This window comes from Paenibacillus sp. J22P143, assembly GCF_059692035.1.
In genome coordinates this window covers 1-21,724 of record NZ_JCAUAQ010000033.1, presented here as the reverse complement: position 1 = coordinate 21,724, position 21,724 = coordinate 1, and the positions used below count along the sequence as shown (strand labels likewise).

At 41.7% G+C, this 21,724-nt stretch carries 26 protein-coding genes; all 26 read left to right on the top strand.

Annotated elements, in window-relative coordinates; translation table 11 throughout:
* Nucleotides 1-39 precede the first annotated feature (39 nt).
* Nucleotides 40-978: a hypothetical protein gene (locus AC58PQ_RS26610; RefSeq protein ID WP_497246921.1), complete on the top strand. Its 939-nt coding sequence runs from the start codon at nucleotides 40-42 to the stop codon at nucleotides 976-978.
* Nucleotides 938-1,339, top strand: coding sequence for a replicative helicase loader/inhibitor (locus AC58PQ_RS26605; protein WP_497246919.1), 402 nt, complete (start codon nucleotides 938-940; stop codon nucleotides 1,337-1,339). Before AC58PQ_RS26610 ends, AC58PQ_RS26605 begins: the two co-directional genes overlap by 41 nt.
* Nucleotides 1,317-2,714 (top strand): replicative DNA helicase, encoded by a 1,398-nt coding sequence (dnaB, locus tag AC58PQ_RS26600; protein ID WP_497246917.1) that lies wholly within the window; start codon nucleotides 1,317-1,319, stop codon nucleotides 2,712-2,714. The genes AC58PQ_RS26605 and dnaB overlap by 23 nt, the downstream gene beginning before the upstream one ends.
* A 17-nt stretch (nucleotides 2,715-2,731) precedes the next feature.
* On the top strand, nucleotides 2,732-3,082 hold the full coding sequence (locus tag AC58PQ_RS26595; protein ID WP_497246915.1) for a hypothetical protein: 351 nt from the start codon (nucleotides 2,732-2,734) through the stop codon (nucleotides 3,080-3,082).
* Between the two features lie 93 nt (nucleotides 3,083-3,175).
* Nucleotides 3,176-3,742, top strand: a complete 567-nt coding sequence (locus AC58PQ_RS26590) for a sigma-70 family RNA polymerase sigma factor (protein WP_497246913.1) — start codon at nucleotides 3,176-3,178, stop codon at nucleotides 3,740-3,742.
* Between the two features lie 116 nt (nucleotides 3,743-3,858).
* A complete protein-coding gene (locus AC58PQ_RS26585) occupies nucleotides 3,859-4,140 on the top strand; it encodes a hypothetical protein (protein ID WP_497246911.1) in 282 nt (93 codons plus the stop codon).
* A 33-nt stretch (nucleotides 4,141-4,173) separates the two neighbouring features.
* Nucleotides 4,174-4,797 (top strand): DUF1643 domain-containing protein, encoded by a 624-nt coding sequence (locus AC58PQ_RS26580; protein ID WP_497246909.1) that lies wholly within the window; start codon nucleotides 4,174-4,176, stop codon nucleotides 4,795-4,797.
* Nucleotides 4,798-4,981: 184 nt separating this feature from the next.
* A complete protein-coding gene (locus tag AC58PQ_RS26575; RefSeq protein WP_497246907.1) occupies nucleotides 4,982-5,152 on the top strand; it encodes a hypothetical protein in 171 nt (56 codons plus the stop codon).
* Nucleotides 5,153-5,419: 267 nt separating this feature from the next.
* On the top strand, nucleotides 5,420-5,851 hold the full coding sequence (locus AC58PQ_RS26570; RefSeq protein ID WP_497246905.1) for a colicin E3/pyocin S6 family cytotoxin: 432 nt from the start codon (nucleotides 5,420-5,422) through the stop codon (nucleotides 5,849-5,851).
* Between the two features lie 15 nt (nucleotides 5,852-5,866).
* A complete protein-coding gene (locus AC58PQ_RS26565; RefSeq protein WP_497246903.1) occupies nucleotides 5,867-6,493 on the top strand; it encodes a hypothetical protein in 627 nt (208 codons plus the stop codon).
* A gap of 149 nt (nucleotides 6,494-6,642) precedes the next feature.
* Entirely contained in the window at nucleotides 6,643-7,953 is a 1,311-nt protein-coding gene (locus AC58PQ_RS26560) for a DNA methyltransferase (protein WP_497246901.1), read from the top strand.
* 708 nt (nucleotides 7,954-8,661) lie between these two features.
* Entirely contained in the window at nucleotides 8,662-9,675 is a 1,014-nt protein-coding gene (locus AC58PQ_RS26555) for a stalk domain-containing protein (protein ID WP_497246899.1), read from the top strand.
* A 304-nt stretch (nucleotides 9,676-9,979) separates the two neighbouring features.
* Nucleotides 9,980-10,939, top strand: a complete 960-nt coding sequence (locus tag AC58PQ_RS26550) for a hypothetical protein (protein ID WP_497246897.1) — start codon at nucleotides 9,980-9,982, stop codon at nucleotides 10,937-10,939.
* An 84-nt stretch (nucleotides 10,940-11,023) separates the two neighbouring features.
* Nucleotides 11,024-11,254, top strand: a complete 231-nt coding sequence (locus AC58PQ_RS26545) for a 3-ketosteroid-delta-1-dehydrogenase (RefSeq protein WP_497246895.1) — start codon at nucleotides 11,024-11,026, stop codon at nucleotides 11,252-11,254.
* Between the two features lie 170 nt (nucleotides 11,255-11,424).
* Entirely contained in the window at nucleotides 11,425-11,652 is a 228-nt protein-coding gene (locus AC58PQ_RS26540) for a hypothetical protein (RefSeq protein WP_497246893.1), read from the top strand.
* A 68-nt stretch (nucleotides 11,653-11,720) separates the two neighbouring features.
* Nucleotides 11,721-12,563 (top strand): phage terminase small subunit, encoded by an 843-nt coding sequence (gene terS / locus AC58PQ_RS26535; RefSeq protein ID WP_497246891.1) that lies wholly within the window; start codon nucleotides 11,721-11,723, stop codon nucleotides 12,561-12,563.
* A complete protein-coding gene (locus AC58PQ_RS26530) occupies nucleotides 12,556-13,797 on the top strand; it encodes a PBSX family phage terminase large subunit (RefSeq protein ID WP_497246889.1) in 1,242 nt (413 codons plus the stop codon). Before terS ends, AC58PQ_RS26530 begins: the two co-directional genes overlap by 8 nt.
* A gap of 22 nt (nucleotides 13,798-13,819) precedes the next feature.
* A complete protein-coding gene (locus AC58PQ_RS26525; protein WP_497246887.1) occupies nucleotides 13,820-15,262 on the top strand; it encodes a phage portal protein in 1,443 nt (480 codons plus the stop codon).
* On the top strand, nucleotides 15,259-16,944 hold the full coding sequence (locus tag AC58PQ_RS26520; protein ID WP_497246885.1) for a minor capsid protein: 1,686 nt from the start codon (nucleotides 15,259-15,261) through the stop codon (nucleotides 16,942-16,944). Before AC58PQ_RS26525 ends, AC58PQ_RS26520 begins: the two co-directional genes overlap by 4 nt.
* Before the next feature lie 377 nt (nucleotides 16,945-17,321).
* Entirely contained in the window at nucleotides 17,322-18,293 is a 972-nt protein-coding gene (locus tag AC58PQ_RS26515; protein ID WP_497246883.1) for an endonuclease NucS domain-containing protein, read from the top strand.
* A gap of 215 nt (nucleotides 18,294-18,508) precedes the next feature.
* Nucleotides 18,509-19,138 carry a phage scaffolding protein gene (locus AC58PQ_RS26510; protein ID WP_497246881.1) on the top strand — a complete coding sequence of 210 codons (630 nt, stop codon included), beginning with the start codon at nucleotides 18,509-18,511 and terminating at the stop codon, nucleotides 19,136-19,138.
* Between the two features lie 21 nt (nucleotides 19,139-19,159).
* Nucleotides 19,160-19,531, top strand: coding sequence for a hypothetical protein (locus tag AC58PQ_RS26505; protein ID WP_497246879.1), 372 nt, complete (start codon nucleotides 19,160-19,162; stop codon nucleotides 19,529-19,531).
* A gap of 18 nt (nucleotides 19,532-19,549) precedes the next feature.
* On the top strand, nucleotides 19,550-20,593 hold the full coding sequence (locus AC58PQ_RS26500; protein WP_497246877.1) for a major capsid protein: 1,044 nt from the start codon (nucleotides 19,550-19,552) through the stop codon (nucleotides 20,591-20,593).
* Between the two features lie 20 nt (nucleotides 20,594-20,613).
* Complete coding sequence (locus AC58PQ_RS26495) at nucleotides 20,614-20,793, top strand: DUF7210 family protein (RefSeq protein WP_497246875.1); 180 nt, start codon at nucleotides 20,614-20,616, stop codon at nucleotides 20,791-20,793.
* The gene (locus AC58PQ_RS26490) at nucleotides 20,783-21,148 is read left to right on the top strand and encodes a head-tail connector protein (protein ID WP_497246873.1); all 366 of its coding nucleotides are present in this window, start codon (nucleotides 20,783-20,785) and stop codon (nucleotides 21,146-21,148) included. The genes AC58PQ_RS26495 and AC58PQ_RS26490 overlap by 11 nt, the downstream gene beginning before the upstream one ends.
* Before the next feature lie 4 nt (nucleotides 21,149-21,152).
* Nucleotides 21,153-21,527, top strand: coding sequence for an ABC transporter ATP-binding protein (locus AC58PQ_RS26485; RefSeq protein ID WP_497246871.1), 375 nt, complete (start codon nucleotides 21,153-21,155; stop codon nucleotides 21,525-21,527).
* The last annotated feature ends 197 nt before the right edge of the window (nucleotides 21,528-21,724 follow it).

Genomic DNA, 21,724 nt, shown 5'->3' with positions numbered 1-21,724 from the left:
TAATTAACAGAGGAGCCCGCGGGAGGGGATGAGACGCGAATGCCTGAAAACCACATAATTCCTGTCTCCAGCGGGCTTTTTGAACATCGTGATCGCATTGGCTCAGCAATCTGGGAATTCCTCTGGTGCATTGACGCCATAACCGTGGAAGAAACAGATGGCGACGGAGCTCGCTGGGGGCTTGTACATGGTGGCGCCCCGGTGAAGCATGAGAGGATAGCTCAAGAAATTGGTTCCAGCCAGGTCACGGTCCAAAGAAACATGGCTAATTTGAAGAGTGGAGGTTACATAAATTCAGTCAGAACAGCCCGCGGCGAAATCATTAAAGTTTCCAAAAATAAGAAAGAAATGGACCAAAAGAGATATATCAAAAATGATAGATCACTCAAAAGTGATACATCAAAAATGATAGATCACAGCAAAAGTGATACATCAAAAATGATAGATCATAGCAAGAGATACATCAAAAATGATAGATCAGATGAGAGTGATCTATCAAATATGATAGATCTAAAAGACTTTAAAGATCTTACTATTACTACTACTATTATTTATCCAGAATTCGAACCTGAAAAGAAAAGCCCGTTATTACAACTGCTGGATGCTTATTGCCAGCTTAACCACAAGTTCGACATTCACGTTAAACCAAAAGAGCGCGAAGCCATGGGTAAGATGGTCGCCGGAGGTATGCCTAACCCTTTTACCATCCGAACTATGGAGATCCTCCTTGAGGACAAGCGCAAACGTGAAGGGAATAGCTTCAAGCTTCCGACCAGTTTTCTGTATTACGAGAACGGGATCTGGGAGGCTTGGAGAAATGAGAATACCCAAACTATCCCTGTGCCGTCAGGTGAAGTCGCCCCGGGTAAGGCTCATAAAACCAAGCAAGAACAAGTTTTTAACATGCTCGATCAAATTGCAAGGGAGGAACGGGAACGTGAACAGAGCGGAAGTCACCCAGTTGCTCAAGAAAATTAAGGGGAAATACCCTGGGTTTCAAATCCCAAATGATTTGCTGTCGCTGCAAACCATGGTGGATGAATGGCTGGAGGATCTGGAAAGCACACCTTTCGAGGTGGCAGCAGAGAACTTGCGCCGGCATTCGGACAACGCTGAGCAATGGCCGCCAAGTATCGGCAAGCTCAAGCAGCCCTTAAAGACCGAAGAGGAGCTGTATCACGAATCCATGAAGCGAACAGCTCAAGAGTTCTTGGCAAAACGAGATGAATGGTTGAAGACTTCGGTCGGTCCTCCTGATCACATCAGGGCCATGATGAGTTTGCCAAACGAGCAGAGGTTGGAGGCGATCCGGACATATGCAGCAGGTAATGAACGATGACTTGAGTGCTGAGCAGGCTGTTCTTGGGGCCATTTTCATTGAGAACGAAATGATGTCAGTCGTTTCTGAACGGTTGTTGCCAGGGGACTTCTTTGAACCCAAGCACCGAATCATATACGAGTCCATGATTGAGCTCTATGACGCTGCAGAGACAGATACACCTGTTGACCTATTAACCGTTACTAAGCATCTGCAGCGGCGTCAGCAACTTGAACATGTCGGCGGTGTCGAGTACCTCTCGGATCTGACAAGCGCAGTTCCTACAGTGGCTAATGTGGATTATTATGCCAAGATCGTTCTAGAGTCAGCGCTTGAACGAAAAGCTAGGTCAGGGATGCAAAAGATTTTCCAAAACGATGATCTGACGGCCGAGGAAATGGCGGCTCAGGCGCAGGCTGTGGCTGAAGAAGTTGCGGAACGATCTGCTAACAAGAAAGGTGGATTCAAACGGATCGATCAAGTCAGCATGCAGGTGTTCGAGCAGATTGAAAAGAACAATGCGAACCCGAATCCCGGGGGCATCACGGGCATTTCATCTGGATTTGTTGACCTGGATAAACAGACCTCAGGTTTCCAACGGCAGGATTTAATTATCATCGGAGCTCGACCGTCAGTCGGTAAGACGGCTTTAGCTTTGAACGTTGCGCAGAGCGCTGGCACGTCAAGTGGTGAAACAATAGCAGTCTTCAGTCTGGAGATGGGCGCTACGCAATTGGTTCAGAGAATGCTCTCTTCGGAAGGCCGGATTGATGCCAGTCGAATGCGCAGCGGATTCATGGAGGGCGATGATTGGGAAAAGCTGACCATGGCGATGGGCGAGTTGTCGAGGTCTAATGTCTACATCGACGACAGCCCTTCGATCACGGTAAACGAGATTCGAACCCGTTGCAGGCAGCTTAAGAAAGATACGGGATCTCTTGGACTCATACTCATCGATTATCTTCAGCTGATCAGCGGATCTGGTCGTAGCGAGAACCGGCAGCAGGAGATCTCTAAGATCTCGCGTACGCTCAAACAAATAGCACGGGAAATGGATGTACCAGTCATTGCATTGTCGCAATTGAGCCGTGGCGTAGAGCAGCGACAAGACAAGCGACCGATGATGTCGGACCTTCGTGAGTCTGGATCCATCGAGCAAGACGCCGATATCGTGGCTTTCTTGTACCGAGATGATTATTACGACAAGGAATCAGAGAAGAAAAACATTATTGAAATCATCATAGCTAAGCAGCGGAATGGTCCGGTTGGAACCGTGGAGCTTGCTTTCCAGAAGAGTTATAACAAATTTGTTAACCTGGATCGCTCACATGAGATTCATCTGGAGAAGCCAAATAGGTACCCAACGCAGGGTAATGACAAGCGTCGATGGGCCTAAATAAGGAGGGATCGTATATGAAATGGAAACAAGAGCTTTTGTGGGTTAAGCGAAACGAGCAAGGTGTAGCACTTAGAGTGGAGGAAGAGCGGCCTCCGGGTGTTCCAGCCGATCAGTTTTACGATGATGAGGAGGTAGGTCTGGCAGACACTTCTAAAGATAAATTCGCGATATTTGCTTCGTTAAATCGTTATTTTGAACTCATTCAAATTATTAAACCCACACTGCAGCAAGCAGAAGAGGCTATCAAGTTGTTGTGCCACTTATACGGTGCATCGGATGAGGATGAGTTGTTAGAACGTGGTGAACCACAACTAATTGAAACTTACACGGAATTGAAATCCAAAATTCTACAAGTAGCTATTTAGACATAGAAAGATCCCCCGGCTCCTAGCAAGACCACGGGGGATAGAACATATGTTCCTGAAACCTATATTAACACACTGCGGGGGTGTGAGGGAATGGGAAACAACGATTTATCTGATGGGTACAAAAAAACGGCGGCTATGTTGAAAAAGATAGCCGAGAAGAAAACATTTAGGATTAAAGAAATAGAAGTTTACGAAGACGAGAAGAGTCTTGAACGTGTAATCGAGATTCAGGATGAGCTATCGGCGCTGCAAGCTGAGCGACGGATTATAAATGAAATGATTGCTGATTGTGATTGGACGATTGAGTGGCTGGACAGTGGCCGCCGGCCAGGGAATAAGCGGGGAATTGAGCGGCGTGCTGCGTACCAGCGTGAGAAGTTAATGGATCCGGTCCGGATGCAGGCATACGTCACACAGAGCTCGGCTGGGAGTCCGGCTAACCTTTCTGATTGGCAGAGGTTTCAGATTGAAGATGCGCTGTCCAGGCTTAGCGATAGGGAGCAAGAGTGTTATGTGCTGGCTCATGGAGAGTGCTTTTCGTTTAGTGAGATTGCTGGGATGCTTGGGGTGAGTAAGGGGACGGTGGAAGTGTACGTGACTCGGGCTCAGAAGAAAATATCGGATGATTTACAGAGTAGCCTATTCCTTTTGGGATAGGTTATTTTCATTTTTAATCAAATCTATTTCCATTAGATGTTACTATTCAAATAGGGGTAGCTCTTATTAATTTGATTTTTACATATAATTAATTAACTACTATAGGCGGTGATGAATTGGCACATTTCTTAATAATATGTAATTTGGTTGATCGAAGAAGAGAAGAACAGATTAATGTTATGTTATCTATTTATCATGATGTACTTAAAGTCAATTCCAATGTTTGGTTTGTTGATACTGGTAATTGGCCTTTCCGACTTGTTGAAATTTCTTTATTATTAAACAACTTTTTGACTTCCGATGACCAGTATTTTATTACTGAACTACAAAGTAATAAATACGCAGGATCATATGAATATAGGAAGTGGATAGAGAAGAGCATGAAATTTAAAAAGTAATCTGCTCTTGAAAATAAGAAAAGGATTAATAATATGGAAACATTTGCCTATTTTGAATCTAGGGATACAAGAGAAGGAATTAAAATATTTAGATACTTCACTGAATTTCATTCGCCACACGGACCAGGAGATGTAATTGGACTAATCGTTATGATGAATCCTGGAAAGGCAAGACCAGAATCAGATGAAATATTCAATAAACTTTGCAATACAGAATTTGTAACAGATGGACCAGTTCAGACAAAACCAGATCAAACTATGGGGAAAGTTATGAGATTGATAAATGTTGCTACAAAACACAATAATTTAAAGTTGCCGGAGCGTTATACTATTCACATTGAAAATCTGTTTAATGTTCGTGAAAAATATAACGAAAGAGCAAAGAAATTAGCGAGAAACTTAAGGAATCTTGATGATTTAATGTTTAAGCCTAGAGAATTAAATGATAAATATGGCTTTGTGTTTTTGGCTTGGGGAAATATAAAAAACATTAATCAAAAGAGACAGCAGGAACTGAATAGTAAATTTCCTGAGGCGATAAAAGTACATAAGCTAAATAGCAAAGGCAAGATTTTAGACGTGGAGTATCCTGTGCATCCACTCTATATGAATACTGATTATTTTCTGCAAGCATCTGTTGGGAAGATAAAAATATAAAGTTATTTCAACATCTAGTAGATGCATATAGTTTGGATATGAGGTGTTTGATTTCACTAAATTCACAGATACGGTAAAAAGTAATTTGAAAATTTTTTTGGTTATTTTTATGATTTTACTGGTGATTTGCGATTTTTATTATTTATATCAACAAAAAAGCTACGAGCAAAGAGTTTTGAATTATATGAAGGAATTTGATACTAAACAAACCTATAAATATTTAGGGAAGTCCGATGAGGATTGTAAAATGCTACAAGGTTGTTGGCTCGAAGTGTACCTTGAAGGGAAAAGAACAGGAGAAAAAGTAACTGTTTTATTTCTTAACGGCAGACTTGCTCCAATTGCTAAAGCTTAGATAACGAAATGAAGCAGCCTATCCCATTGGAATAGGCACTTTCAATAAATGTGATGACTCAATTAGTAGGAGAAAGTTGAAATTGAGATAAGAAAAATTTCAAAAGCTATAGGGGGATTAAGGTTGACTTTTATTAATCCCAAATCATGAAACATTTTTTTTGAAAAATATGGTATATTAGTTTTAATAGAAAAACATTATTTATAAAACAAGTACTACTTTGAAAAATCTGCTTTATAATTTATTGCATGGCTGTAGGAGGAATTAATGAGTACATTTGTTGATCAAGGGATGGCCCTCAACATTAAGGGATTAATTGGTTATGGAATTCATAAATTTAAAAAAACTATCTTTAATTTTTTTGAGACGCATAAGGGAAAGGGAGAGTATTATAGTTACAAACAAACTAAGATAAAAACTTATAATGATTACGAAAAAATACAAAAAGGTGATAATAACAGTTCTTATCACATACTAAAGGAAAAAACAGATTGGATGAACGATAAAGGTATGTCATCCTTGAAAGCAACTCAACGTAAGAGTTGGGAATGTAATGACGGTTATTTTTGGCAGTGGGATTCTGAAAATGGTCGATTAGAAAAATGGTGTTCACGAAAGAAGAACCATTTAGGAGAATATGATCCTGTTACTGGAAAACAAACCAAAGATGGCGAAAAAAGTCGGATATGGGATATGTAAAGTAGGGGTGATAAGATGAAGCACGGTTTGAAATTTATTCAGGAATATCCAAAATTCAAAAGTTACTTTGATCAATTATTCGTATTACGGAGTTTAGACGATGAGTATATTAGCCGATGTAAGCAAGTGAATATCACTAAAAATATGTTTAATTTCTTAAAGGAATACGATAAAGTTAAAGTTAAGTTAACTTATAAGAACACATTTGCTCCAGTTATTGATGTAATTATTAAAATTGATAACAGAATTACTGCTGAGCAGGGGTTCTCTTTTAATGAAGTGGTGAAAATTCGAATTTCTAAAATCTTTCCAGTGTATGATGTTTCTTTTTTATATGTTATTAAACATGAAAAATTAGAAGAAGAGTTAGAACTTTTCGGGCCTCCACAAACCTCAATATCGAATTCAATGTATAAAAAAATTAAAAAAGCTTTCGAGCAATATGATTTCATTGAATTACATCAGGGTTATGACTTGCAGGATACCGTCTTTGAATGGTCGGAAATACCCAATATTGATCCTGTAGGTCGAAGTTTAACACTAGAGCAAGCAGTTTTTAGTGATGTCTTAGAGTTATGTAATGATGAAAGTCAAACACTTTCATCATATGCTGCGAATGTAAACTACTTGGAGACTAATTAACTATTAACAATTGATTTAACTTCAGAACTACAATTTTTGTCGTACAGATGCCATTTACAAGTGAGTGAATAATTTTTATATGCTAAAAAGCACCCTAACCGGTGCTTTTTCTTTTGCCATAAACCGACATAACTTAAGGAGGAACTAAGTTGAGAATTGAAACTATACAAATTGAACAAGTAAAACCCAACGGCTGGAACCCGAATGAAATGGACGATCATACTTATAGATCATTGGTTGAGAGCATACGAAAACACGGTGTCCTGCAGCCTATCCTGGTCCGGAGTGACATGACTATCGTGAAAGGGGAGAAGCGTTGGAGAGCGGCGCAAGAGGCAGGCCTAACAGAACTTATTTGTGTGATCGTGGAGTCTACCGATGAAGAAGCTAAGCTTTTAACAATCAGCCTAAGCCATCTAAGGGGCCGGACCAATGAAGAACTGCTAGCTTCGCTTTTGGATGAGCTGTCCGCATACTTTACACTTGAGGACATATCATTACAGACCGGATTTCAAATGGAAGAGCTGAATACATTAATACCCGGTTTAAACTCGGTCACCGAGCTTATTACTCCGGTCCAGGAGGATGAGTTCAATGTCCAGCGAGCATTGGACGAGATCAAAGAACCTGAGACACGATATGGCGATGTGTGGCAGCTTGGTAGGCATATCTTGGTGTGTGGCGATGCAACTAAGCTGGAGGATGTACAGAAGCTCATGGCAGGGGTTAAGGCTGCGCTTGTTGTTACTGACCCACCTTATAATGTTGCTGTTGAGAGTGATTCAGCACGATTAGCCGCTGATGGTCGCGGGACAATAATGAACGACGATATGCCCGCTGAGGAGTTTGCGGGCTTTTTGAATTCTGTATTTTCTTGTTATGCCGAAGTCATGGACCCGAAGGCAGCCATTTATGTATTCCACCCATCTTCGTATCAACGGGATTTTGAGGATGCGATGAACGCGGCTGGGATCGTGGTTAGATCGCAATGCATTTGGTCTAAGAACGCTGCTTCCTTTGGATGGTCGCAGTATCGCTACAAGCATGAGCCTGTGTTCTACGCTCATTTGAAAGGCAAGTCGCCAGCGTGGTACGGGGATCGCAAACAGACAACCATTTGGAAGGCTGGGCTTCCTTTGGAGCAGCCAGAACCAGAGACGATTTGGGAAGTGTCCCGGGGTGATGTCACGAAGTATGTTCATCCTACGCAAAAGCCACTGGAGCTCATTGCGATCCCGATCGGTAATAGCAGCCAGCGTTGGGATATTGTTTTGGATTTCTTTGGAGGCAGTGGGTCAACGCTGATGACCTGTGAACAGATGGATCGGACATGCCGGACATTGGAATTGGATCCGGTTTTCTGTGATGTAATTAAGAAGCGGTTTTATGAGTGGACGGGGATTGAGCCAGTCCTAATTGAACAAACTGTGTTAGGTCAAGCTCCAGAATGCATAAAGTAAAGATGTATTAATATTATTATGGGGGTGGCATAGAAATGATAGGTATGGCGGTAGTTGGGTGTAGCTTGACTGTATGGGCTTTATTTAGGTTATACAATGAAGCCAATACGTGGGAAAGACGTGCTTTCGATTCTTATCCTAGTCTGCTTGAAATTCAAAATAGAAATTCTGCCCCGCCGCAACAACCACCACCACCGAATCCAATGGGTCCACCGAATCCGATTTCTCCTAAGAATCCACCGAATCCAATGGGACCATCAAGTTCAGTTTCTCCTAAGAACCGAATGAGTCCAACGGGTCCATCAAATTCAGTTTCTCCTAAGAATCAAACCCGGCCATCAAATTCAAACGGTGGGGTTACAGTTTATGAAAATGAAAAATCGCCACGTGAAATCAGAATCAGGTTTTGAACTGAAATTTATGTTACTCAAAGGCCGAGGATTTTAGTTGATCTTAAAAAGGAATGAAAATGGGATACATATCAGATATAACGATACTCTGGAACAAGATATAACATTACATATTAAATTGAACCGCCTTTTCAAAAGGCGGTTTTTGTATGATCAATGCACCAGAAACTTATTATGTATTAACTAGAGTTGTAATCCAATATCACCCAATTCACCCAGATTAATAGGAAATGTGCTAGTATAGGATGGGTGAGCTCCAATTAAAACAATTGGAGATTTTGGAAAGGGTGGCTTATTAGTGTTCAAAAAATTATTTTCAACAATTCTATGTCTTGTGATTGTATTAACCGCTGTACCAACGTTAAGTGAAGCTGGCAATTCTGCACCTGCTGTGTTCTTAGACGGCAAGCAATTAGTTTTTGAGGTGGATCCTCAGATAATTGATGGAAGCACATTAGTTCCGTTACGCAAGATTTTTGAATCTCTGGGCGCTCAAGTAGAATGGGAGCAGTCAACTAAAACGGTCACAGCAATTAAGGGCACAAGTGTTATCGTCTATACAGTCGGAAATGACTACTATACGAAAGATGGACAAGTAGCTACTATTCCAGTTGCAGGAAGGGTTATAGATGGTTCAACGCTTGTACCACTTCGTTTTGTAGGTGAAGCACTCGGTGCAACTGTAGGTTGGGAAGGAGCTTCCCGGACAATAACAATTAGTTCGACCACAAAGAAACAAGTTACAGTTAACCGTGTTGTTGACGGCGACACTTTTGAAGTGACTTGGGATGGAATTACGGAAAAGATTCGTTTGATTGGTATTGATACACCGGAGACGGTTCATCCGACTAAGCCTGTTCAAGAAGGCGGGTTAGAGGCATCCAACTTTTCTAAAGGTCAATTGACAGGGAAGACGGTTTATGTGGAACTGGATGTGGAAGAGAGAGATAAATATGGTCGTTTACTTGGGTACGTATACATGGAAGATGGTTCATTATATAATGCAGCATTAGCTGGCGAGGGATTTGCAAAAATGGCAACATACCCGCCTAATGTTCGCTGGGTAGAGTTGTTTAAATACCTGCAAACCAATGCTAGAGACGCAAAAAGAGGGGTGTGGGCAGATTTAGAACAGTTGCCGGCTCCAACATCTACACCGGCTGAAGTTTCGCCTAGACCTGAGACATCAGGTAATGTTACTTATCAAAATTGTACTGCAGTTAGAGCGGCAGGCAAGGCGCCACTTTATAAAGGTAGTCCAGGTTATAGCAGTAAACTCGATCGTGATGGTGATGGAGTGGCGTGTGAGTAGTAAAAATCTGTACTTTTAAACTGATATTGAGAGAATTAACCGCCATTTACTCGGCGGTTTTTTTGTATTTATTTATCCAATTAGCAGAATCAAAAAAGAAGGACGCGTAACGGGTGAGATCATTTTTCCAAGTGGACGAGGATTGAGCCAGCTCTTCTAAATTGAGTAGGGGTTGCAAAAGTTATCCTTCTAAAGGTTACAGTTACCAAACATATCAGTAAAATAAAGGAGTCTACTAGGGAGTGTCGAATATATATTATGATTTGAGCGCAAGGTTAGATGATAATAGAATGGAGATTGAACAGTGGCAAAGGCATTATATGTATGTCCAGTGTGTAAGATTAAGAATGATGAAGAACAAAAATACTGCTCTGGTTGCGGCACGTGGCTATTAAGCGAGCGGTTTCCTGCAGTTAAGCATCAGGCAAATAAAAATATTGACAGACTGTATGTGTGTTCCTTTTGTGATACCGCAAATGAACCTGGAAAGAATGCATGCAAAAAATGTTTCAAGCCATTGTTTAGTACAGATTATGAAACAAGGGAAATCAGAGTATCTAAGGTTACTGGGTTTTCTAAATTTCTGAGATTTGTTATGTATACATTAACCACAATCTCAATATTAATAGGAATATTAATTTTGTTTAGCCCGGATTCAAAAAGCAGTGGGTTAGTTGCTATACCATTGTCTCTTCTTGTAATAAGTATTATTCAGTTAATATTTGGGTTGATTAATCCCTCTATTGCCCTTGGCAAGTTATCTTCAAGAAAGAAAATCTTTGCCGTTTATGGTTTAGTATTAATAGTTATGTTCATTTTAATAGTGGTGCTATCTCCAAAGGGCAGTGTAGACTCTTTGAATACTGAATCGAAACAGGTAAGCGCACCAGTTTCTGTTCAAGAATCAGAAGAACAATATAAAGCATCAGCAACTAAAATACCTTACGTGGATTTTGCACGTAATCCAGATAAATACAAAGGCGGGAAAGTAACTTATGAAGGTCAAGTAGTACAAGTCATTGAATCAGGTAACAATGTTAATTTAAGGGTTAATGTAACCAAAAACCAATATGATTTTTGGGAAGACACAGTATTTGTAAATTACCGCAGGCAAAATGGTGAGGATAGAATTCTTGAGAAGGATTTGATTACTTTTTGGGGTGTGGCAAAAGGATTAAAAACTTACAAAGCAGTTTTGGGTAGTCAAGTTTCAATTCCTGAAATCGACGCGAAATATGTTGTGTTAACAGGAAACGGAAAGTAAGGTAGATGTTTTATGAGAGGCTGCTGAATTCTCAAATATCTTTAGATCTATTAGTCTAAAGAAATTTAATTAGAGGTGATACCTTTGGACGAAGAGAGAAGAAGTATAGCTGGATATGAAGAACTTTATGACATTACTAGGTCAGGTAGGATTGTTATTAAAAGAAATAATCGTGTTCGTCATCGAAAGGGTGACGAGTATGGTTACGCTAATGTTCATCTTAATAAACATGGACAAAGAACACTTTTTAAGACTTTTAAATTGTGGGAAAAAGCGTATTGCGATTTAGACAAAAGTGAATACAAGGGTAAATGAAATAAAACCGCCTATTAAAATGGGCGGTTTTATTTATGAGTAAAAAAAAGGACGCGCTAACGTCCTCCTCAGGCACCGGACACTCCCGGTGAGATCATGTTTGCCGTGGCCACGGTTATACGAACGCATGATCTCACAACTATTCTAACGGAAGTTGGGAGTGTTCGCAATTGAAAGATGAAAATACGAACAACGATTATGAAGAGCTGTTGCTCAAACATGAGCTTGCGTTGATCGAAGGTATCCTGGAATCAAAGTCAAAGTATCGTAAAATCATTCAGGCCGGCATTGCTCGCTGGGTTAAAGACTTTCAAGATGGCCGCATCGAGATCAAGACTGTTGAGGATCTGAAGAAGGTGATTGAGATTGATATGGAGTTGCAGAAGGATGAAATATAATGAATAACCGTTAGCATCGAGGGTAAAATCCTGATGCTTTTTTTTAATCCGGAGGTGGGTGATATGTAATGCCAAGAGAACGCAGTCCGGATAGGGACAAAGCCAAACAAATTTGGATTGGTAGCAACGGCGAAAAGAAGCTCAAGGACCTCGCAGCAGAGCTCGGCCTTGGTGAAACTCAGATACGGAAATGGAAGAGTCAGGATAAATGGGACGCCTTATTGAAAAGTAACGATACCTATGAAGTGAAAGGTAACGCCGTTACTAAACGAATAGGAGCCCCGAAAGGTAATAAGAACGCTGTTGGTAACAAAGGCGGAGCTCCCAAAGGGAGTAAGAACGCTCTTGGTAACCGTGGCGGTACCGGTGGTCCATTTGGCAACAAGAAGGCAGTATCCACCGGTGAGTTCGAGTCCATTTGGATGGATACTCTCGAGGAAGAAGAACAAGAGCTTGTCCTGCAGGTGGAGACAGACCCTATTAGTCAGGTGAATGAGACCATTATGCTTTTGTCTATCCGTGAACGCCGTATTATGAAGCGGATCCAGAATCTACGCAACGCGCTTTCTGATAAACAACGGAAGGTCCTCCAGGAACGAATCACAGTTAAAGATGTTCAAACCATTCACGATGAGAAGACGGGCCATTCAAAGAGCGTAGTTGTTCCAATGGATAAGTTGGTGACCACGAAGGTAGAAGAATCAGATATAAGAGTCATTGATGATCTGCTTCGCCTGGAGGAAGCTCTGACTAGGGTACAGGATAAGAAGTTGAAAGCAATCGATCTGAAAAATAGATTTGTTGATGCTGAGCGAGATCTTCGTATTCAAAAGTTGCAGGCTGAAGTAAATACCTTAAACAACAATACCAACGTGGATCCAGTCGTGTTCAAGGATGATCTGCATGAGTGAAGTCAGCCTGCAGCAGACCATAGGTAAAGGATATGTGGATTTCTGGCGCTTCCGCGGTCGTTACCGTGTAGTAAAGGGTGGCCGAGGGTCTAAGAAGAGTGTTACCGCAGCGTTATGGCATATCTATCACATGATGAAGATGCCAAAGGCCAACACACTCATTATACGGAAGACTTTCAATGCTCATAAGGACTCCACGTTTGCACAGCTTAAATGGGCCACTCATCGTTTAGGTGTAGCTCACTTATGGCAGTTTAAGAAAAGTCCACTCGAAGCTACTTATAAACCAACCGGCCAGAAGATCCTCTTTCGTGGCCTGGATGACCCGATGTCCATTACCTCAATTACTGTGGATACGGGGTATTTGTGCTGGGCATGGTTCGAAGAGGCATATCAAGTTTTAAACGAAGATGATTTTGATAAAATCGATATGTCCATCCGTGGTGAGTTACCGGTGGGCTATTTTAAACAATTGACGCTGACTTTTAACCCATGGAATGAACGCCATTGGTTGAAGCAGCGTTTTTTTGATGCATCCAATCCTAATATCCTAGCTCTAACGACTACTTTTCAGAGTAACGAGTTTCTTGGAGACGACGACCGAGAATTGTTCGAATGGATGCGGAAGCATAAGCCAAAGCGTTACCGGGTAGAAGGTGAGGGTAACTGGGGGATTGCAGAAGGGGCTATCTTTGAGAATTGGTGTGAAGAGGAATTCGAATGGCGAGACATAGCCAAGCTGCCAGGCTACAAAGCCATTTTCGGGTTGGATTTCGGGTATACAAATGACCCGAGTGCTTTCATTGCAGCTCTCGTTAATAAGGACCTGAAGAAGATCTATATCTTCGATGAACACTACGAGGGGGCTCTGACCAATGACAAAATTGCAGAGATCATTAAGAAGAAGAGTTACGCGAAAGAGAAGATTATTGCAGATTCTTCGGAGCCTAAGTCCATCGACGAGATTCGGGGTTATGGGATAAATCGGATTCGTGCTGCTGAGAAGGGGCCGGACAGCGTGATAAATGGCATTCAGTTTTTGCAGCAGTATGAAATCATCGTTCATAAGTTTCGATGCCCTAATGTCAGTATGGAGCTTTCGAGCTACGTGTGGGATCAGGATAAGACTGGGCGTTTCCTTAATAGACCCATCGATGATTTCAACCATGCGATGGATGCTCTGCGTTATGCCATGGAGCAGATTCGTAAAGGTTCAGGCGTTTCATTTGATTAATGAAGATTGGAGGTAATCTAAGGTGACACCTGAAATGCAAAACATCGCAGCTATTCTAAGGGCAGGCGCAGCTTCTGCTATGAGTATCGAAGAAATCATCCAACAAGAAATAAGTGATTGGAAGAGAGATCCACTCAGAAAGCTGATGCTAATCGGAGAGCAGTACTATGGATTAGACCACGATGTCTTAAAACATAAGCGCATGACGATTGGTGAAGGCGGCATCCCTATTGAGGCTATTCATTTGGCTAACAACAAACTACCACATGGGTTTGTACGTAAGCTTGTTGATCAGAAAGTTGGCTATCTGCTTAGCAAGCCGCTGAGTATTCAAACGGAGAATACAAGCTATGAGGACTTGCTAAAGAATTTTTTTAGTAAGTCTTTTTTGCGCTTATTACAATCCGTTGGCCGTGAAGCAATTAATAAGGGCAAAGCTTGGATCCATGTCTATTACAATCCTGATGGCATATTGTCACTGAAACGAATCCCCTCTGAGGAATGTATTCCTTTGTGGCGAGACGCGGCTCACACCGAGCTGGATGCGCTCATTCGTGTATATGAAGAAGAAGTGTACGAAGGCAAAACAAAAAAGACAATCAAGAAAATTGAGTTTTGGGATACAACCGGTGTGTATCGTTACGTTCTAGATGGTGTTGGCATGAGCCCCGATATTGAAGCCGGAGATCGAGGGACCCACTTTAGTTTTGTTGAAGGTGATAACGAGCTTCCTTTAAACTGGCAGCGAGTTCCCTTTGTATGTTTTAAATATCATGAAGATGAGCTACCACTAGTTAAATTCGTACAAGCATTAGTGGATGATTATGATCGCAAGAAAAGTGATAACTCCAACAACCTTGATGATTTACCTAATAGCATTTATGTAATTAAGAATTACGATGGACAGGATCTCGGGGAATTTCGGCGTAATCTCTCGGTGTTTCGTGCCGTGAAGGTAATTGATGATGGTGGTGTAGATACACTATCCTTGGAAATCAACACAGAAGCCTATAAAACCCACCAAGATATGAATCGTAAAGATATTTACGAGTTTGGGCGCGGCGTCGATACGCAGTCCGACAAGTTCGGAAATAGTCCAAGTGGTATTGCTTTGAAGTTTCTTTACCAAGACCTAGACTTAGACGCCAATGACATTGAAACCGAATTTCAGGCCAGTCTGGAGCAGCTACGCTGGTTCATCGATACGCACCTTGCCAACAGTGGATTAGGTGATTATTCAGGAGAAACCGTTGATTTCATCTTGAACCGAGATATTCTCATCAATGAGATGGATACCATCACAAATGCCAAGAATAGCGTGGGGGTTATCTCTGAAGAGACGATTGTCGCCAATCACCCATGGGTAACAAACACACAAGATGAAATGAAAAGGCTCGAGTCCGATCGAAAGAAAGCATTCGAGGATGAGGCTTATATAAATCAACTTAATGGGACATCAGCATGAGATCTGCAGAATACTGGGCTGGACGGATGGAGCAGCTCAATGAATCGCAGCTCGCTAAGAGTGAGGCATATGTCCAGAACATGAACCGCGAATATGGTAAAGCGATGGCGTCGATTCAAAAAGACTTGGATGTGTTTTATCAGCGCTTTGCCAAAAACAATAGCGTGGATTTAGCAACAGCGCGTCAGATGCTGAAAGCTGGTGAGTTAAAGGAATTCAAATGGTCCGTAGAGGATTACATGAAGGCTGGCCGTGAGAATGCAATTGATCAACGATGGATGAAGGAATTAGAGAATACGAGTATTCGCGTTCGAATGAGCCGGCTAGAGTCATTGCAGCTGCAAATGAAGCAGCATATCGAATTACTTACAGCTAAGCGTCAAACAGGGGCTACCGAATTGTTAAGTGGCATTTATAAGGATAATTACTATCAAAGCATTTTTGAGCTGCAGAAGGGTATAGGGTTGGGAGCAAGCTTCGCTAAGCTGAACACGCAGCAAATCAATAGCTTGCTTGTAACACCTTGGGCGCCGGATGGCAGTAACTTTAGTCAGCGGATTTGGGCTGATCGATCCAAGCTTATCCATGAGCTTCAAACGACATTAACGCAAGGATTAATTCGAGGCGACTCATCCGAGATGATGATTAGCAGGCTATCTGAGCGAATGGGTGTGTCTCGTGCTCGTGCTGAAACCTTAGTCCTAACGGAGTCAGCCTATTTCTCAGGTGCGTCTCGTAGGGCTTCGTATGGTGAGCTAAATGTTGAAAGGTATAAGATCGTTGCCACGTTAGATAAGAAAACATCGGATAAATGCCGCACCATGGACGGTAGTATTTTCTTGGTCTCAGAAGCACAGGCTGGATTGAATTGCGCTCCGTTTCATGCCAGGTGTCGAACAGTCGATATCCCGCACTTTGAAGACAACGTAAAAGAGAGGGCAGCTAGCAACCCCGAAGGAAAGACTTATGATGTTCCTGGTGACATGACATATAAAGACTGGGAGGAGCAGCATGTCGAGGCTACAGTAAGTCAGCCGAAAATGTCACAGGTAGGAGAAGTAGAAGAACCACCTGGGACTCCTAATCGTCGCTTTAATCCGAAGGCGAGCTATCATATTGAACTTCCAGAAGTACCAGAGGATACTGTTGAACGATTGACTGAGGTGAATAGAAACATTGCTAAGGAAGGTCATCAGCAAGCCAAAGAGATTGCAGTAATTCTAGATGGTAAAACCGGAGAGCAGTTAGGTCGCGCTATGGGGACGATCAATCAAGCTAAATTTAGTGTGGAAATGGATCGAGTGCTTCGAGAGGCGCCTGAAAACTCTATTATATTGACTCACAACCATCCTCAGGGGACGAGAATAAATATTAAGGATGCACGTAACCTTGCACTGTACTCATCGCTATCTCATATCGTTGTTGTAGGTCATGACGGTGGTATCAGTAGTATTTCAACACTGGGAAAAACAGTTGATACACTGGTATTTAATGAAGTCATGGCATTGGCGGCTGTAAAGATAAATGGACAGTTAAAATCTTCTTCCAAGTATGCTACAATGTCGGTATCAGAGCAAAAGGCTTACTTTTCGCATGCGGTGATGTTAGCCGTTATTGAAGAATTGGGGTGGTTATATGGCGAAGACTTCGAAACATCAAGAGCAAGAGATTGGGGGATTTGACGAGGGTTATATGGATAACCTCAACCCCGATGATCCGGATTTTGTTGAGAAATTTATCGAAGCTGTTAAACGGCCGATCGAGAATGTAAAAGAAGATAAGTAGCAGGCACTCACATTTGCGTGGGTGCTTATTTATTTGGTCTGTTACAACTCTATGTTGATTTTCTTATAACGGGCCAGATTAGCATAGAAGTTGAACTTTGAGAAAAGAGGCTTTTCCAATGTGAGAAACTCTTGCTAGACAAAATAGTACCAAGCTTGGGTAAACGATCTCTGGTCCAGATACACCACAAAACAAAATTCGTAGGTATCAAACTGCTGTTGGAGGTCAATGATAGTGGATGCTGAGCGTCCATTATACGAGAGAAGTTGATAAGGTGAATAGTACACTTGGAGTTTGGGAAATAGACAATAATACTCCCATAAGGGTATATGAAGCAAAAATAGCTTTGGAAGAGCATCTTGAAACATGGATTTATAAAGATCCAAGCCTAGTCCAAGCCGGTCTAACAGTTGTTGGAAAACAGCTAACATTTGACCAAGGGCGTGGGAGGCTCGATTTGTTAGCAATTGATCTTCAAGGTTCTTGGGTCATCATTGAAATAAAGCGTGGCTCACTTATGAGGGAGAGCATAGCTCAGATTTTGGATTATGCTGCTTGCGTTGCTGATCTAACCGAAGAAGAGCTGATTAACAAAGTTGATCCGAGGAAAGTTGGTATTGACCAGACCTTAATTGAACTATTGGATGAACGAAATGCACGTGAGTCCCTTAATAAAGAAAAAAGAAATATTAAAATGGTGTTGGTTGGTACAGATCGTTCTGTTGAGTTTGATAGGGTCGTAAATTTTGTTGCTAACAAATTTCACTTCCCTCTTGCAATTGTAACATTCAATGTATATAAAACTAAGCAAGGCAATCAAATATTAATCCGTGAGTTAAATGACACAGAAGAAGATATACAATTGTTCGAAAGTAAGAATAATTCTAGAACAAAACTTGAAGATCTGAAACAAATGGCGTCAGAAAAGGGGATAGGGGAACTCTTTGAAAAGTTATGTTCGATCGGTATGGAGAAAGATCTTTATCCTCGAACTTATAAAACCAGTGTAATGTTTACTCCTCAATCCAATAAAAATCATGGTTTATTTACAATTTGGGTTGACCCTAAAGACGGAAAAGCCAAGACGTATATTTTCTCTTCGGCATTCTCTGAATTTTTCCAATTACCAATAGAAAAATCTAATTTATTATTGGGTGGCGATCAATGGAAATTCATGAATGAGAGTGATGTTAATGAATTTTCAAAGGCATTAGACGAACTGTTTGCTCAAGGTCATTCCAATTAGGTAACACAATACACGATTACACTAACGGAGCACGTTCAATAAACCGCGTTCACATAAGGCGGTTTTTTGATTGAAATCAACAATAAAGAATAACAGAGAAATTTATATAGGATTCCTGAACTTCAGGAGTCCTTTTTCTGTTGCCCTGCCAGATGGCTTTAAACTGGGTATTTCATTCACCGGACACAACCGGGAATCAAAGTGAGGATGATAAGATGGACTGGTTAAAGGATTTACTGAAAAGCCAAGGGCTCTCGGATACACAAATCGCTGCAATTATTGGGGGAGTTGAAACAAATTTTAAAGGCTGGGTACCGGAGCACCGTTTTAAAGATGTTAATGACGCAAAAAAGAAAGCTGATGAGGATTTAAAGGAACGAGACAAGCAGCTTGAAACTCTTAGCAAAGCAGCAGGCGACAACAAGGTGCTGCAGGATCAAATCACTCAGCTGCTAACGGATAATAAAGCTGCTTCTGACAAGTATGAATCGGAGTTGAAAGAACTTCGAATAAATACAGCCCTTAAGCTGGCTTTAACGGGTAAGGTCCATGATCCTGATATCGTAACGGGTTTACTGGATAGGAGTAAAGTCGAGCTGGATGATACCGGAAATGTGAAAAGTGGTCTTGATGATCAAGTGAAAGCCCTGCAGACGAGCAAGGCTTTTTTGTTTGTTCCTGAGAAGTCTACGCAGCAACAATTCAAAGGTATTACACCTGGTGAGGGGAAGACGCCAGGAGCCGGTGGAGACGAAACTCAGAACAACATGGGTAAACGTCTAGCCGAGCAGGCTGCTAAGCAGACTGAGGGGTTAGATAAGGCAAGGGAATCTTATTTTCAATAATATAGGGGAGGTAACAATCGTATGAAATACACAGAAACCATCTATACGAACAACAGAAAGGAAATCTTAAAGTTCCCGGATCATTACGTGAACTTGGCGGTGACCGTTGATGACACGGGAATTGTTGCGAATGCTGACGGCAAGAAGATTGTTCCAGCAGGAACGATCGTTGGTAATGGCATTTTAACCGACCTAACGAAGAAGGCGAAAAAAGCAGTAACTACTACAGGTGTCTCCAATGCTGAAGGTGTGCTGTTCACTGATGTTGATGTAACATTTGGTCCTGCTGCAGGTGCAATGCTTATTCATGGTTTCATTGATCTCGCTAAAATCCCAACAGCACCAACCCCTGAAGAAATAGCAGCATTAAACCAAATCGCGTTTTTGAAATAAAAGGAGGAATTAATTAAAATGCCAACAATTTTTGATCTCGTTAATGCGAAGAACATTGCAACGTATTACGACACAAACACTTCAAATGCAATTCCTTATCTCGGAGCTACTTTATTCCCGGCTAAGAAACAATTGGGCCTGGATCTCAAGTGGATCAAAGGTTCCAAAGGACTACCGGTTGCTTTGCTGCCATCGGCTTTTGATGCAAAGGCCACGCTTCGCGATCGCATTGGATTTAAAAAGGTAGAGACGGAAATGCCGTTCTTCCGAGAAGCCATGAGGATCGGAGAGAAAGATCGTCAAGAATTAAATCGATTAGCTGCGAGCGAAAATGAAAGTTATTTGATGCCGTTGATTACAAATATTTATGACGATGTAACGGCTCTTGTTGGTGGCGCTATGGTTAATCCAGAGCGGATGATTATGCAGCTTCTTTCAACGGGTAAGATCAGCATCGTTGCCAATCGTTTGAATTATGACTACGACTACAAGATGCCTGCTACTCATAAGGTCACGCTTACGGGGACTGACAAATGGAGTGATCCAACAGCGGACATTGTAGGAGATATCAAAACATGGCAGGATACGGTCGAGGATGATACCGGTGTTCGACCGTTGAATGGGATTTGTACACGGAAGACCTGGAATTATATTCTTTCGAACAATGCCATTCGCTTAGACATGAATCCATTAGGCGGCCAGAACATCATTATGACGGATGCGCTCATGAAGCAGTATCTGCAAAATAAATTAGGTGTTTCGATTGCAGTCTATAACAAAAAGTTCGCTCTGCAGGACGGCAGCAGCAACTTGTTCTTCCCGGATGATTACTTCACCCTCATCCCTGAGGGGTCACTAGGGAATACGTATTTCGGCACCACGCCTGAAGAATCTGATCTAATGTCCGGAAGTACCTCAGCGGATGTTTCTATTGTAAATACCGGTGTTGCGATTACAACGATTAAAGAACCGCATCCAGTCAATGTGGAGACGATCGTTTCCGCGATTACTTTGCCTTCGTTCGAGCGCATCGATCAGATTTATATTTCAAAAGTAAATTAATAAAGTAGAGGTGAAAAGAAATGACGGCTAAAGCAAAAGAAGAAGAGTCGAAGAGTGTTAAAGTGAAATTTACTTCAAACGTAAAGTATCGCGGTAATTACTACCCTTCAGGAACAGAATTAGAAGTTCCTGTTGAAGATACTGCTGCCCTTATCAAAGATGGTGTCATCGATTCAGGTGATGTTGACGATGACGATTAATGATTACTTGAACAAACTTAAGGTGCTATTAGTTATCCCTATGGAAGAGAGCAGCAAGGATGGCAGTCTAATCTTTACAATAGAGACGGTCATTCAGGCTGTACGTACCTGGTGTAACATTCCAAGTGTTCCGGTAGAGCTAGAGAATGTGGTTTTACAAATCGCTGAGGATCAATATAGGACAAAGTATGCATCAGAGTTTCCGGAAACGGAGCAGGTACTACAGAGCGTTAAGCGCGGGGACGTTACAACCACATTCGGTTCATCAAAGTCTACGGTTAAAGCTGGCCCAGGAGCGTCATTTTTGCAACGATATGAAAGCCAACTAATCGCTTATAGGAAATTGAGGTGGTAGTCTCTTGGGTTTTGGAAATGTTGCAGCCGAGAGAGCTGCGATTGAAATGACTTATGAAGGACGTTGTACGGTCATAGAATTACAGTCAGTAAAGGATCCGGTAACTAAGGCGACAGGCCAACAGCGGATTATAGTCCTACAGGAGGAGCCTTGCTCCTTATCTCAAACTTCGCTTAGAGGTGTGACGAGTACGGATACCGATAATACGATTGATTACGACGCTAAGCTCTTTATTTCTCCGGATGTAACCATTATTAAAGCAGGTAGTGAGATAAACGTCATTCAAGATGGAATGGATATTAGGTTTCAGCAAGTTGGAAAGCCGTTTCGTTATCCAACACATCAAGAGATTTTGTTGAGTGATGTTGGCCGTGCATGAGCCGCTTAGGTGACTTTAGTTTAATGGAGTTGAAGGATTTTAAGAAAGGTCTAGATCAACTTCAAGAACATGCTCCTGCATTCCTATATGGTGCTACAAGATGTCAAGACAGTTATTTTAATATAGTTAAGGTGTGAAATGATTCACAATGTTCAGTGGGTAATGAGACGTGAATGTTCTAGTGCTTTGCCTGAGAT

Coding starts and splice junctions, on each gene's coding strand:
- AC58PQ_RS26610 (WP_497246921.1), top strand. CDS start 40: ATGCCTGAAAACCACATAATTCCTGTCTCCAGCGGGCTTTTTGAACAT.
- dnaB (WP_497246917.1), top strand. CDS start 1,317: ATGCAGCAGGTAATGAACGATGACTTGAGTGCTGAGCAGGCTGTTCTT.
- AC58PQ_RS26595 (WP_497246915.1), top strand. CDS start 2,732: ATGAAATGGAAACAAGAGCTTTTGTGGGTTAAGCGAAACGAGCAAGGT.
- AC58PQ_RS26590 (WP_497246913.1), top strand. CDS start 3,176: ATGGGAAACAACGATTTATCTGATGGGTACAAAAAAACGGCGGCTATG.
- AC58PQ_RS26580 (WP_497246909.1), top strand. CDS start 4,174: ATGGAAACATTTGCCTATTTTGAATCTAGGGATACAAGAGAAGGAATT.
- AC58PQ_RS26575 (WP_497246907.1), top strand. CDS start 4,982: ATGAAGGAATTTGATACTAAACAAACCTATAAATATTTAGGGAAGTCC.
- AC58PQ_RS26570 (WP_497246905.1), top strand. CDS start 5,420: ATGAGTACATTTGTTGATCAAGGGATGGCCCTCAACATTAAGGGATTA.
- AC58PQ_RS26565 (WP_497246903.1), top strand. CDS start 5,867: ATGAAGCACGGTTTGAAATTTATTCAGGAATATCCAAAATTCAAAAGT.
- terS (WP_497246891.1), top strand. CDS start 11,721: ATGCCAAGAGAACGCAGTCCGGATAGGGACAAAGCCAAACAAATTTGG.
- AC58PQ_RS26530 (WP_497246889.1), top strand. CDS start 12,556: ATGAGTGAAGTCAGCCTGCAGCAGACCATAGGTAAAGGATATGTGGAT.
- AC58PQ_RS26520 (WP_497246885.1), top strand. CDS start 15,259: ATGAGATCTGCAGAATACTGGGCTGGACGGATGGAGCAGCTCAATGAA.
- AC58PQ_RS26510 (WP_497246881.1), top strand. CDS start 18,509: ATGGACTGGTTAAAGGATTTACTGAAAAGCCAAGGGCTCTCGGATACA.
- AC58PQ_RS26505 (WP_497246879.1), top strand. CDS start 19,160: ATGAAATACACAGAAACCATCTATACGAACAACAGAAAGGAAATCTTA.
- AC58PQ_RS26500 (WP_497246877.1), top strand. CDS start 19,550: ATGCCAACAATTTTTGATCTCGTTAATGCGAAGAACATTGCAACGTAT.
- AC58PQ_RS26495 (WP_497246875.1), top strand. CDS start 20,614: ATGACGGCTAAAGCAAAAGAAGAAGAGTCGAAGAGTGTTAAAGTGAAA.
- AC58PQ_RS26490 (WP_497246873.1), top strand. CDS start 20,783: ATGACGATTAATGATTACTTGAACAAACTTAAGGTGCTATTAGTTATC.